The sequence below is a fragment of the Streptomyces sp. NPDC001732 genome, assembly GCF_053596315.1.
This window is the reverse complement of record NZ_JBSFFY010000014.1, coordinates 144,158-156,673: the sequence shown is the minus strand read 5'-3', so window position 1 is coordinate 156,673 and position 12,516 is coordinate 144,158. Positions and strand designations below refer to the sequence as shown.

The window sequence follows — 12,516 nt, the reverse complement described above, 5'->3', positions numbered from 1 at the left end:
GCCGTGACCGGCAGGGCCTGCCCCGCCTGGGCAGGCCCTGCCGGTCACGGCATGGGTCGTCCTGCGGGCGGGCGGCGCACCGGGCACGCCCGCTCGAAGGCGTGCGCGAGCCGGAACAGCACCGGCTCGCCGAACGCCCGTCCCGTGAAGGTGATACCGACGGGCAGCCCCTGCGACCAGCCGGCCGGCACGCTGATGGCCGGGTACCCGGCGACGCCGGACACGACGGCGGCCCCGTGCGGCTCGGGATCGCCCCGGACGAGGTCGATCGGCCACGGCGGCGGACAGGTCGGCATGACCAGGGCGTCCAGCCCGTGCTCGTCCATGACGGCGTCGATGCCGTCCCGGCCCGCCATGCGCCGCACCGCGGCCAACGCCTCCCGGTACGCCGCGCCGTCGAGGTCGGGCACGAAACCGGCCAGCATCTCCAGGGTCTCCTGGCCGAAGTGGGCGAGTTCGACGTCCGCGTGGTCCCGGTTCGCCGCGACGAGCCCGGCGAGGGTGCGCGGATGGTCCCCCGGCGTCTTCGCGAGGTACCGGGCGAGGTGGTGGGCGGTCTCGTTGACGACGACGGCGCCGATGGCCGGATGGGTGGTCAGCTCGGCCGCGGCGGGAATGTCGGTGCCGTCGACGATCACGGCGCCCGCCCGGCGCATCACGTCGAGTGCCGCCTCCGCGACCGCGTCGGCCGCCTCGCTGTACCCGAAGAACACCTTGCGGGGCACACCGATACGGGCTCCGCGCAGGCCGTCGTCGTCGAGGAAGGAGCGGTAGTCGAGCACGGGAGCCGTCCGCGTCGCCTCGTCCAGGGGGTCGGGACCGGCGATGACGGACAGCACGTCCGCGGCGTCGGCGACGGTACGGGCCAGCGGCCCGACGGAGTCGAAGCTGGGGATGGCCGGGATCATTCCGGCACGGCTGGTGAGCCCGGTCGTCGGCTTCACCCCGACCACGCAGTTCGCGGCGGCCGGGCCGAGGATGGAGCCCACGGTCTCGGTGCCGAGGGCGACGGCGCACAGGTTCGCGGCGACCCCGGCCGCCGAGCCGGAGCTCGACCCGTGCGGCGAGTGGTCCGTCGCGTACGGGTTGCGGGTCTGGCCCCCGCGGGCGCTCCACCCGGCCGAACCGGTGATCCACGACGTCTTGTTGGCCTTGCCGAGCAGCACCGCCCCGGCGGCCCGGAGCCGGGCCACGGCCGTGGCGTCGCGCGCCGGACGGGAGCCGAGCATGACGGTGGAGCCGCTGGTGGTGTGCATCCGGTCGGCGGTGTCCAGGTTGTCCTTGAGCAGGACGGGGACGCCGTGCAGCGGCCCCCGCACCGGCCCGGCGTCGAGGCGGGCGGCCTCCGCCTCGGCATCCGGGTTCACCTCGATGACCGCGTGCAGCTCCTCGTTGAGCAGCGCGATCCGGTCCAGGTACCAGCGGGTCGCCCCGAGCGCGGTGACCCGCCCCTCGGCGAGCGCCGCCCGCAGCCCGGCGAGTGTGGTCTCCGTCAGATCAGCCATGGGTCACCACCGACAGCTCCCGCAGCAGCGCGGACTCCTGCTCCGCCAGGTAGAAGTGCCCGCCGGGGAAGGACCGTTCCGTGTACGGGCCGGTCGTCGCCCCGGCCCAGGCCCCGACGTCCTCCGGCCGGGCATCGGCGTCGTCCTTGCCGTAGCAGGCGACCACGGGGCAGTCGAGCAGCTTCGGGGTCCCGGGCCGGTAGGTGCGCACGAGGGTGAAGTCGGCCCGGATCGGCGGCAGCACGAGGTCGAGCAGCTCGGTGTCCTCGAAGAGCGAGGCGTCGTACCCGCCGAGCCTCTTGACCTCGCCGATCAGCTCCTCGTCGGACATGTCGTCGCCGTCGCCCCGGCGGGCGGATCCGGGCGGCGCCGACGACCGGCGCGAGGGCGGCACCTGGCCGGACACCACCAGGGCCCGCACCGGGACGCGCTGCGCCACCTCGTACGCGATCCAGGCGCCCATGCTGTGCCCGAAGAGCACCAGGGGCCGGTCGTCCAGCTCGGTGAGCGCCCGCACGACCGCGTCGACCAGCGGCTCCATCCGGTCCATGCACGGCTCGGTCACCCGGTCCTGCCGGCCCGGGTACCGCACGGCCAGCACCTCCACGTCGGACGGCAGCTCGCCGGCCCACGTCCGGAACGCGCTCGGACCGCCCCCCGCGTGGGGAAAGCACACCAGCCGGAGCCGCGGGTGCGCCACCTCCCCGTAGCGCCTCAGCCACGCACTGGCTACCCGACTTGTCATCATCCGTACCTCCGGAGGGCGGTCCTGGGCATGTCGCTCGGGCCGGCGCGGTACGTCCCCGTCAGGGCAGCGGAGGACCACGGAGCGGCACGCTTCAGCAGACCCTACGAAGGCCCGGTATCGACCGGTTATCGCCCGGAACCCCGGCGGCGGACCGGACCACGCGCTCCCGTGCCGCGTCGCGCTCGGTGACGCCGGTCTCCGCGTAGGCGATCTCGGCCGCGTGCAGCGCGAGGAGCTCCGGCATGCGGTACTGGAACCAGCCGTCGGGCCCCACGTCGGCGACCTCCAGCAAGGTGGCGTCCACCAGTTCCTCCAGAAGGCCCCGGGCGTCCGCCTCCTCCGTGTCGAGCAGCGCCTCGGCGACGCGGACGTCGATGCGGTCCGTGTCGACGAGGCCCAGCCGCCGGTAGAGCTCCGCCGCCGAGGAGCCGAGCGTCCTGCGACCGCTGTCCAGCGCGGACCTCAGCGCCGGAGCCCCGGTGTAGAGCTCCTCCAGCCGGTGGCGCGGGTCCTGGAGACGGGTCAGGAGATGGGACAGGCGCCAGTGCGGCTTCGCGGCGAGCCGGGCGGATGCCGCGGACAGCGCCAGCGGGAAATGCCCGCACAGGGCGGCCAGTTGATGGACCGGCAATTCTCCTTCCGACGAAAGGTCGTTCACCGAAAGCGAATTGAGCAGTCGCACCGACTCTTCCGGGGCCAGCTCCGACAGCCTGAACCGCACCGTCGTCTTGACGGCGAGCACCCGCCGACTGGTCAGCAGAAAGGCACAACTCCCCGTCCGGGGAACGAGTTCGTACGCCGTCATGTCGTCCGGCACACCGTCGAGGATCACGAGCATCCGCCGGTTCCCCATGTACCGGTGAACGTCGTCGATCCGCTCCTGAAAACTTTCCGGAATGCGCGAGTCCGGCACACCGAGCGATTTCAGGAGCACGGTGGGGACGTCGGCGGACCCCGTGGCACCGAGATCGACGTAGAGCTGCCCCTCGGGGAACGACTTGGCGGCGGCGCGCGCCCAGTGCAGCGCCAGCGCGGTCTTCCCGATGCCGGGCAGCCCGACGACGAGACCCACCGCCGGGGCCCCCGCGGCACCCCTCTGCACCAGGGCGTCGAGGGCCTTGAGCTCGCGCTCCCTGCCGACGAACGGAGCGGAGACGGGCGGAAGCGCCGGCAGCGTGACCTCTCCGGCGGACAGCACCGTCGTGTCGGCGCTGGGCAGGAGTTGAGTGGTCTCCTGGAGCATGGCCATGTGCAGGTCCTGGAGGACCCGGCCCGGCTCCAGGCCGATCTCCTCGCGGAAGACGCTCCGCGCCTGGCGGAAGAGCCGCAGGGCCTCCGGCCGGTGCCCCGAGCGGTAGTGCGCGAGCATGAGGGCGGCCCGCCCGTGCTCCCACAGGGGCTGGTCGTTCACCAGGGCGGTGAGCTCGGGAATGACCTCGCGGTGCTTGCCGAGTTGCAGCTGCAGGGTCACGTACTGCTCGTACGCGGCGAGCCGCTGCTGCTCCAGCAGCTCCGCCTCCGTCTCGATCACGGCGCTGGAGATGTCCGCCAGGGCCGGTCCGCGCCACAGCGCGAGCGCCTCTCCCAGCATCGCGACCGCCGCGCCGCTGTCCCCCTGCTGACCGAGCATGCGCGCCGTCTCCGCGGCGGCGGCGAACTCCACCGCGTCGACCCGGTGCCGCGTCCTGCGCAGCAGATAGCCGGACGTGGTGGTGGCGATCACCTCGTCGGTGTGGCCGGCGGCCAGGATCGCCTTCCGCAGACTGGCGATGCAGATCGCGATCTGCGTGCGGCACGTCACCGGCGGCCGGCCGTTCCACACCGCGTCGATCAGCCGGTCGTGCGAGACGACCTGGTCCGAGGAGAGCAACAGCATCGCCAGCACGGTCCGCTGCCTGCGTCCGCGGATCTCGACCCGCTGGGACCCCGCCCAGACTTCGAGCGGGCCGAGCATCCTGAAGTCGAGCCGGCCGACGTGTTCCGTGGTCCCGCTGCGTTCACGCGCGACCGGTGAGTGCGCCGTCTCCGCGCACAGTGGGCGCTGCGGCAGGCAGTCGATCCCATGCGTCATGGTGAACCCCCGTTGTGAGACTGCTGTCTGGTCCTTCTGGTCATTGGAGGGCGACCCCGCTCGCCACTCACCGCACCGCGTGCACCCCCGTGCCGTGCGGTGTCGTGGAAGCCCGAGCCGGATTTCGATGTCGTGCGATCTGGGGCGCAAATGCCCGCTCCGCCATGCCATCGGCGCACGCCCCCCAAGCGGCGCCGACCTCACGATGAGGTTCTGCACGGGCCGGGCCTCGCCCGGAGCACCGTCTCCGCCACGCCGTCGGCGTCGACCGGCCGAACGATGCGGTCCTGAATGGATATCGGCACTGCGCGGCGCACCCTTGGCTTCACGTACCAGGGCCTCTACCGGACCGGGTCGCGCCGTCGATCGCTTCGTTCCCCCGTTGTACGTATCCGGTCCGTACCTGTCCGGTTCGCATACGGGGCTGAAGGCAGCCCCCCTCTGCCATCGATGCCTTGATCTGCAGCAACGATAAGCAGACCTCACCCGGACGGACTAACTCCATCTTTTACGACCCTCTTAACCGCTGGCCGAAAACCGCCCGCTCAGATGTCTCATGTGGTCGGCCGTGCCGGCTTCCCGCGACGGATCGGGGCGGTTGCGGAACCGAGGAGGACCGGCCCGGGGCCCCTCGCCCGGATCGGGCCGGACCGCTCCGGCCGGAAGGCCCCGGGCGGCCGGAGGAGAAGTACGTTCCGTCCGCGCGGAGTTCACCGGGTACGGGCCGGTCAGCGCGCTCCTTTTTCCATCCGCGCGTCGGCGGCCCCGACGATCACCGAGGCCCAGTCCGGCTCGCCCCGGGCGCCGGTTCCGTCCGGGACCACGCGACGCAGCCGCCGCCACAGACCCGCCCGGGTCCACGCGGTGAACCTGCGGTGCGCGGTCGCGGGCGAGACACCGAACGTCTCCGGCAGCTGCCGCCAGGCACACCCACTGGTCAGCACGTACACCACCGCGACGAACACGGCCCGCTCGTCGTACGGCGCGGTACCGCCGCCCTGCGGACGGGCGTTGAACAGTGGCAGCAGCGGAGCGACCAGCTCCCACAACCCGTCAGGAACCAGTCGCTGCGACAGATCGGCACTCACGACCAGCAATGATGCAGCAACCTGCACCCGCCGCCACGTGAGACGCACCCTCGATCACCTGCCCGGCAACCCCGATGTGGAATGTGTGTTCGGGACAACGCCGAGGAGGGCGCGCACGATCGCCCGTCACTTCGCCGGAGATCGGATTGGCTCATTTGCTCTGCCGACCTCGGTCTCGCCGACGGTGGACACCCTTGACCGAGGGGATCGGTTCACCCCGGTTTGCTCCGGTGACACCGGTGGGTCCGCCGTATGCCGCCCAGGTCCGGTTCGTCACGAAAAGCCGGAGCGAGATGCACGGCCGGCGCCCACGCGCGACCGGCCTCCAGGACCACGAAGACGGATTCCGAGACTCTCCGGATGCCCGTGTGGACCGCGAGCGCCCCCCGAATCCTCCGCCGACGTCCGTGACGACCGTCACGTACGCCCCTGCGACCGCCTCACGGCCCTCGCCACCGGAAAAGTACCCCGGATCACCGCCGCGACACGAGCCGTCAGCACACCGTCACGCCGAGCAATCCCTCTCGACGGACAACCCTTCCCCTCGCCCACGGGGCACCCGTGGGCGACACCGCCCACACCTCACCCGACCGCCATCGACGAAACGGCCGACACCGTGATCACGATGCCGACCGTTTCGTTCGGTACTGCTGGAACACCCACATCGGTGTTCCTTATTGTGCGCGAGGGGGGATTTGAACCCCCACGTCCCTAAGGACACTGGCACCTGAAGCCAGCGCGTCTGCCGTTCCGCCACTCGCGCAAGAGTGGTGCTTCCAGGTTCTCTCACCGTTTGGTGCGATCGCCTGGCGACATCCGGAAGATTAGCACGCTGGACAGGGTGGATTCACATCCGTTGTTTCACCGGCCGCCCGGCGGGAAGCGGGAACGCCGAGCGGTCGCCCCCACTCCTCCTGTATGCACCCCGGGTGCGGGACACTGGGAGGAAGCCGCCTCTACGATCCGTGTGAGAGGTGACACTCGTCCACGGGGCGGACAAGGGGAACCAGCCGGTTTCCCGAGGCGTGGATACGATCAGTAAGCAGTACAGGGACGACTACAACGGAGGAGGTGCCCCATGGGAGTCATGAAGCGTTTCGAGCAGCGTCTCGAAGGTCTGGTCAACGGCACCTTCGCCAAGGTCTTCAAGTCCGAGGTCCAGCCCGTCGAGATCGCGGGAGCCCTCCAGCGCGAGTGCGACAACAACGCAACGATCTGGAACCGCGAGCGGACAGTCGTCCCCAATGACTTCATCGTCGAGCTCAGCACCCCTGACTACGAGCGACTCAGCCCGTATTCCGGCCAGTTGGGCGACGAGCTCTCCGGCCTGGTCCGCGACTACGCCAAGCAGCAGCGGTACACCTTCATGGGCCCCATCAAGGTCCACCTGGAGAAGGCCGACGACCTCGACACCGGGCTCTACCGGGTGCGCAGCCGCACCCTGGCGTCGAGTTCGTCGCAGGACCCCCAGGGCCGGCAGGGAGCGCAGGGCCACCCCGGACAGCCTCCCCACCCCGGACCGGGACGGTCCCCGCAGCCCCCCGGCGGCTACGGCTACCCCCCCAGCTCCGCCCCGCCCATGCCCGCGGCCCCGCCGCCGGGAGCGGGCAGGACCGGCGCCGACCGGCACCCGCCGGCCGGTCCCGGGCCCCTGTCCAACACGCAGGTGCGACGCTGGATCGAAATCAACGGCACCCGCCACCAGATCTCCCGCCCGACGCTGGTGCTGGGCCGCAGCACCGACGCCGACGTGCGGATCGACGACCCCGGCGTATCGCGCCGGCACTGTGAGATCCGGACCGGAACGCCCTCGACGATCCAGGATCTCGGGTCCACCAACGGCATCGTGGTGGACGGGCAGCACACCACCCGCGCTACGCTCCGCGACGGCTCACGAATCGTCGTGGGCAGCACCACCATCGTTTACCGGCAAGCCGAAGGGTGAAGCGGGGGCAATGTCAGAGCTGACCCTGACGGTCATGCGGCTAGGTTTCCTGGCCGTTCTGTGGCTGTTCGTGATCGTGGCCGTCCAGGTCATCCGCAGTGACCTGTTCGGAACGCGCGTCACACAGCGCGGCTCACGCCGCACCGCGAACGACGCACGACCACCGCAGCAGCGCCAGAACGCCGCGGCACCGCCGCAGCAGCGCCAGCAGTCCGGCCGCCAGCGCCGGGGGGCACCCACGAAACTGGTCGTCTCCGAGGGCAGCCTCACCGGCACCACGGTGGCGCTCCAGGGGCAGACCATCACGCTGGGCCGTGCGCACGATTCAACGATCGTGCTGGACGACGACTACGCGTCCAGCAGGCATGCCAGGATCTACCCCGACCGTGACGGCCAGTGGATCGTCGAGGATCTCGGGTCCACCAACGGCACGTATCTCGACCGGACCCGTCTCACCACCCCGACGCCCGTTCCGCTGGGCGCGCCGATCCGAATCGGCAAGACCGTCATCGAGCTGCGGAAGTAGTACGACAATGAGCGAGCGGAGCGAGCGAGCCACGGCGGTACGGTCATCGGACCCCGCCCGGCTCCCGACCGGAGGGTGGGCAGTGTGGCTCGAGACCGGCTGTACCCCGAGCCGACGGGAGAGGTGCGCATGAGTCTTTCCCTGCGCTTCGCCGCCGGATCGCACAAGGGCATGATCCGGGAGGGCAACGAGGACTCCGGCTACGCCGGCCCGCGCCTTCTCGCCATCGCCGACGGCATGGGCGGCCAGGCGGCCGGCGAGGTCGCCAGCTCCGAGGTGATCTCCACCCTCGTCCAGCTCGACGACGACGTCCCGGGCTCCGACATCCTGACCTCGCTCGGCACGGCGGTCCAGCGGGCCAACGACCAGCTGCGCATGATGGTCGAGGAGGACCCCCAGCTGGAGGGCATGGGCACCACGCTCACCGCCCTGCTCTGGACCGGTCAGCGCCTCGGCCTCGTCCACGTCGGCGACTCCCGCGCGTACCTGCTGCGCGACGGCGTGCTCACCCAGATCACCCAGGACCACACCTGGGTGCAGCGGCTGGTCGACGAGGGCCGGATCACCGAGGAAGAGGCCACCACCCACCCGCAGCGCGCCCTCCTGATGCGCGCCCTGGGCAGCGGCGACCACGTCGAACCCGACCTCTCCATCCGCGAGGTCCGGGTCGGCGACCGCTATCTGATCTGCTCCGACGGGCTCTCCGGCGTCGTCTCCCACCAGACGATGGAGGAGACCCTCGCCAGCTACCAGGGCCCCCAGGAGACCATCCAGGAACTGATCCAGCTCGCCCTGCGCGGCGGCGGACCGGACAACATCACCTGCATCGTCGCGGACGTCCTCGACGTCGACAGCAACGACACCCTGGCCTCGCAGCTCAACGACACCCCGGTCGTCGTCGGCGCGGTCGCCGAGAACCAGGCCGCGCAGATGACCTCCGCCGAGAGCACGGCCGCCATGCAGACCCCGGCGGGCCGCGCGGCCGGCCTCGGCCGCCCCGTCCCGCCGCCCGCCGGAGGCTTCGGCCCGCCCGGAAGCGGGGAGGACGTCGGCTACGGCGGGATGCCGGACGGCTCCTTCGACTCGTACACCGACGACGACTTCGTGAAGCCCGGCGGCGGCCGCAAGTGGCTCAAGAGGTCCCTCTATACCGTGCTGGCCCTCGCCGTCGTCGGCGGCGGCCTCTACAGCGGCTACCGCTGGACCCAGAACCAGTTCTACGTCGGCGCGAAGAACGACCACGTCGCGCTGTTCCGCGGCATCAGCCAGGAACTGGGCTGGATCTCGCTCTCGGAGGTGGAGAAGGACCACCCCGAGATCGAACTCAAGTACCTCCCGAGCTACCAGCGCAAGCAGGTCGAGGCGACCATCGCCGAGGGCGATCTCGTCTCCGCCCGCGAGAAGATCGGCGAACTCTCCGTCCAGGCGTCCGCCTGCCGGAAGAACGCCGAACGGCGCGCCGCCGAGAAGGCCAGATCGGACGAGGGCCAGGCCGCGGGCACGGACTCGGACGCCGCCAAGACATCCGGTGGCGCCAAGACCTCCGAAACCGACAAGACCAAGCCGACCAAAACTCCCGCTCCTGGTCCCAGCCTCTCGGAGGAAGAGAAAAAGCTGGTCCCGCAGTGCGGTAAGCAGTAAGCCGTAGGGGGCCTTCAGCACCATGAGCGTTGTCACCAACACGACCACGATCGGCGCGATCGACGCGCCGAGCCGTCGCAACACCGAGCTGATGATGATGGGCTTCGCCGTCGCCATCTCGGTCTTCGCCTACGCCAACGTCGGGCTCGCCATCGACGGCAAGCTCCCGTCCGGCATGTTCGGATACGGCGCCGGGATCATCCTGCTCGGCGGCGTCGCCCACCTCGTGGTGCGCAAGTTCGCCCCGTACGCGGACCCGCTGCTGCTGCCGCTGGCGACCCTGCTCAACGGCCTGGGGCTGGTACTGATCTGGCGGCTGGACCAGTCGCAGCGACTGATCCAGCGCGCGGAGTTCGCGTACGGGAAGTACAGCCCCGACGCCCCCAAGCAGCTGCTCTACTCGGCGATCGGCGTCGCCTTCTTCGTCGCCGTGCTGATCATCCTCAAGGACCACCGCATCCTCCAGCGCTACACCTACATCTCGATGGCCGTGGCGCTGGTCCTGCTGATCCTGCCGATGTTCTTCCCCGCGGTGAACGGCGCGAAGATCTGGATCAGCCTCGGCCCGTTCACCATCCAGCCGGGAGAGTTCGCCAAGATCCTGATCGCGATCTTCTTCTCCGGCTATCTCATGGTGAAGCGTGACGCCCTGGCGCTGGCCAGCCGCCGTTTCATGGGGATGTACCTGCCGCGCGGCCGCGACCTCGGTCCGATCATCACCATCTGGGCCCTGTCGATCCTGATCCTGGTCTTCGAGACCGACCTCGGCACCTCGCTGCTCTTCTTCGGCCTCTTCGTCGTGATGCTGTACGTCGCCACCGAGCGGACCAGCTGGATCGTCTTCGGTCTGCTGATGTCCGCGGCAGGTGCGGTGGGAGTGGCTTCCTTCGAACCCCACGTGCAGCAGCGTGTGAACGCCTGGCTCGACCCGTTCTCCAAGGCCACGATGGCGCAGAGCGACCAGATCGCCCAGTCGCTGATGTCCTTCGGTGCCGGCGGCACCCTCGGCTCCGGACTGGGGCAGGGCCACTCGGACCTGATCATGTTCGCCGCCAACGCCGACTTCATCCTCTCCACCGTCGCCGAGGAACTCGGCCTGGCCGGGATGATGGCCGTCCTGCTGATCTACGGCCTGATCGTCGAGCGGGGCCTCCGCACGGCGCTCGCCGCCCGTGACCCCTTCGGCAAGCTGCTCGCCGTCGGGCTGTCCGGGGCCTTCGCCATCCAGATCTTCGTGGTCGCGGGCGGCGTCATGGGCCTCATCCCGCTCAGTGGCATGACGATGCCGTTCCTCGCGTACGGCGGTTCGTCCGTGCTGGCCAACTGGGCGCTGATCGCCATCCTGATCAGGATCAGCGACACCGCTCGCCGCCCCGCTCCGGCACCCGCGCCGTCCCCCGATGCCGAGATGACCCAGGTGGTCCGACCGTGAACAAGCCCCTGCGCCGAATCGCGATCTTCTGCGGCGTCCTCATCCTCGCCCTGCTCGTGCGCACCAACTACCTCCAGTACGTCCGCGCCGACGAGCTGAACAGCCGCGACGAGAACCGCCGCGTCCGGATCGAGCGCTACGCGCACGAGCGCGGCAACATCATCGTGGACGGCAATCCCGTCACCGGGTCCGTCGAGACCAAGGGCAGCGACTTCAAGTACAAGCGGGTCTGGAAGGACGGCCCCATGTGGGCCCCCGTCACCGGCTACTCCTCGCAGGCCTTCGACGCCTCACAGCTGGAGAGCCTGGAGGACGGCATCCTCACCGGCAACGACGACCAGCTCTTCTTCGACCGCACCCTGTCGATGTTCACCGGCGACAAGAAGCAGGGCGGCAACGTCGTCACCACGCTGAACGGCGCCGCGCAGAAGGCCGCGTTCAAGGGGCTCGGCGACAGGAAGGGCGCCGTCGCCGCCCTCGACCCGCAGACCGGCGCCATCCTGGCCCTGGTGAGCACCCCGTCGTACGACCCCTCGGTCTTCGCGGGCAACTCCGACAAGGACAGCAAGGCCCGGCAGCAGCTCCTGAAGGACAAGGACAAGCCGATGCTCAACCGGGCATTGCGCGAGACCTACCCGCCCGGCTCGACCTTCAAGGTCGTCACCGCCGCCGCGGCGCTGGAGAACGGGCTGTACACCGACATCGACGCGAAGACGAACTCGCCGCTGCCCTGGCGCCTCCCGCTGTCCACCCTCAACCTGGACAACGAGGGCAACATCCCCTGCGAGAACGCCTCGCTCCGGGAAGCACTGCGGTGGTCCTGCAACACGGTCTTCGGCAAGATCAGCGACGACCTGGGCAACAAGAAGATGATCGACCAGGCCGACAAGTTCGGCTTCAACGAGGAGATCTTCACCCCGGTCCGCGCCGACGCCAGCGCCTACCCCAAGGACAACCGCCCGCAGAACGCCATGGCCGGCATCGGCCAGGCGTCCAACCGCGCCACCCCGCTCCAGATGGCGATGGTCGCCGCCGCGGTCGCCAACGACGGCAAGCTGATGCAGCCGTACATGGTCGCCGAGCGCCAGGCCCCCAACCTGGACGCCATCTACACCCACGAGAAGGAGCAGTTCAGCCAGCCCCTCTCGGGTGAGAACGCGCAGAAGCTCCAGCAGATGATGGAGACCGTCGTCCAGAACGGCACCGGTCGCAACGCGCAGATCAGCGGCGTCACCGTCGGCGGCAAGACCGGTACCGCCCAGCACGGCCTCAACAACAGCGAGAAGCCGTACGCGTGGTTCATCTCGTACGCCAAGACCGACAGCGGCTCCCCGGTCGCCGTCGCCGTCGTCGTCGAGGACGGCCAGGCCAACCGCGACGACATCTCCGGTGGCGGTCTGGCCGCCCCGATCGCTCGTTCGGTGATGAAGGCGGTCATCGACAGCAAGAGGTGATGCCCATCACACCGGATGGCATACCTGCACATTGGGATACCGGTCGGATATCGAGTCCGGACTTCCGCCCGATCGGGTAGTGCGTGGCCGGTAGCGTAGGTGCGAG

At 70.0% G+C, this 12,516-nt stretch carries 9 protein-coding genes and 1 tRNA gene; 5 read left to right on the top strand and 5 right to left on the bottom strand.

Annotated elements, in window-relative coordinates; all coding sequences use genetic code 11:
- Window positions 1-44: 44 nt before the first annotated feature.
- From ACWCXX_RS17120 to ACWCXX_RS17100, 5 genes are all read right to left on the bottom strand, one after another.
- Complete coding sequence (locus tag ACWCXX_RS17120) at window positions 45-1,505, bottom strand: amidase family protein (RefSeq protein ID WP_451127891.1); 1,461 nt, start codon at window positions 1,503-1,505, stop codon at window positions 45-47.
- Window positions 1,498-2,250 (bottom strand): thioesterase II family protein, encoded by a 753-nt coding sequence (locus tag ACWCXX_RS17115; RefSeq protein WP_451127889.1) that lies wholly within the window; start codon window positions 2,248-2,250, stop codon window positions 1,498-1,500. The genes ACWCXX_RS17120 and ACWCXX_RS17115 overlap by 8 nt, the downstream gene beginning before the upstream one ends.
- A gap of 94 nt (window positions 2,251-2,344) precedes the next feature.
- Window positions 2,345-4,324 (bottom strand): BTAD domain-containing putative transcriptional regulator, encoded by a 1,980-nt coding sequence (locus ACWCXX_RS17110; protein ID WP_451127887.1) that lies wholly within the window; start codon window positions 4,322-4,324, stop codon window positions 2,345-2,347.
- A gap of 728 nt (window positions 4,325-5,052) precedes the next feature.
- Entirely contained in the window at window positions 5,053-5,412 is a 360-nt protein-coding gene (locus ACWCXX_RS17105; protein WP_451127885.1) for a transposase, read from the bottom strand.
- A 680-nt stretch (window positions 5,413-6,092) separates the two neighbouring features.
- Window positions 6,093-6,175: transfer RNA gene (locus ACWCXX_RS17100), tRNA-Leu, on the bottom strand.
- A 315-nt stretch (window positions 6,176-6,490) separates the two neighbouring features.
- Between ACWCXX_RS17100 and ACWCXX_RS17095 the strand changes: the two genes are divergently transcribed.
- From ACWCXX_RS17095 to ACWCXX_RS17075, 5 genes are all read left to right on the top strand, one after another.
- Complete coding sequence (locus tag ACWCXX_RS17095; protein ID WP_451127883.1) at window positions 6,491-7,357, top strand: FhaA domain-containing protein; 867 nt, start codon at window positions 6,491-6,493, stop codon at window positions 7,355-7,357.
- A gap of 10 nt (window positions 7,358-7,367) precedes the next feature.
- Entirely contained in the window at window positions 7,368-7,883 is a 516-nt protein-coding gene (locus ACWCXX_RS17090) for an FHA domain-containing protein FhaB/FipA (RefSeq protein ID WP_148836929.1), read from the top strand.
- Between the two features lie 129 nt (window positions 7,884-8,012).
- Complete coding sequence (locus tag ACWCXX_RS17085) at window positions 8,013-9,524, top strand: Stp1/IreP family PP2C-type Ser/Thr phosphatase (protein WP_451127881.1); 1,512 nt, start codon at window positions 8,013-8,015, stop codon at window positions 9,522-9,524.
- Window positions 9,525-9,546: 22 nt separating this feature from the next.
- Window positions 9,547-10,956: an FtsW/RodA/SpoVE family cell cycle protein gene (locus ACWCXX_RS17080; protein ID WP_451127879.1), complete on the top strand. Its 1,410-nt coding sequence runs from the start codon at window positions 9,547-9,549 to the stop codon at window positions 10,954-10,956.
- The gene (locus ACWCXX_RS17075; protein WP_451127877.1) at window positions 10,953-12,410 is read left to right on the top strand and encodes a peptidoglycan D,D-transpeptidase FtsI family protein; all 1,458 of its coding nucleotides are present in this window, start codon (window positions 10,953-10,955) and stop codon (window positions 12,408-12,410) included. Before ACWCXX_RS17080 ends, ACWCXX_RS17075 begins: the two co-directional genes overlap by 4 nt.
- Window positions 12,411-12,516 lie beyond the last annotated feature (106 nt).

Excerpts from the sequence above, each read along its gene's own strand:
- ACWCXX_RS17120 (WP_451127891.1), bottom strand. The coding sequence starts at position 1,505 with ATGGCTGATCTGACGGAGACCACACTCGCCGGGCTGCGGGCGGCGCTC.
- ACWCXX_RS17115 (WP_451127889.1), bottom strand. The coding sequence starts at position 2,250 with ATGACAAGTCGGGTAGCCAGTGCGTGGCTGAGGCGCTACGGGGAGGTG.
- ACWCXX_RS17110 (WP_451127887.1), bottom strand. The coding sequence starts at position 4,324 with ATGACGCATGGGATCGACTGCCTGCCGCAGCGCCCACTGTGCGCGGAG.
- ACWCXX_RS17095 (WP_451127883.1), top strand. The coding sequence starts at position 6,491 with ATGGGAGTCATGAAGCGTTTCGAGCAGCGTCTCGAAGGTCTGGTCAAC.
- ACWCXX_RS17090 (WP_148836929.1), top strand. The coding sequence starts at position 7,368 with ATGTCAGAGCTGACCCTGACGGTCATGCGGCTAGGTTTCCTGGCCGTT.
- ACWCXX_RS17085 (WP_451127881.1), top strand. The coding sequence starts at position 8,013 with ATGAGTCTTTCCCTGCGCTTCGCCGCCGGATCGCACAAGGGCATGATC.
- ACWCXX_RS17080 (WP_451127879.1), top strand. The coding sequence starts at position 9,547 with ATGAGCGTTGTCACCAACACGACCACGATCGGCGCGATCGACGCGCCG.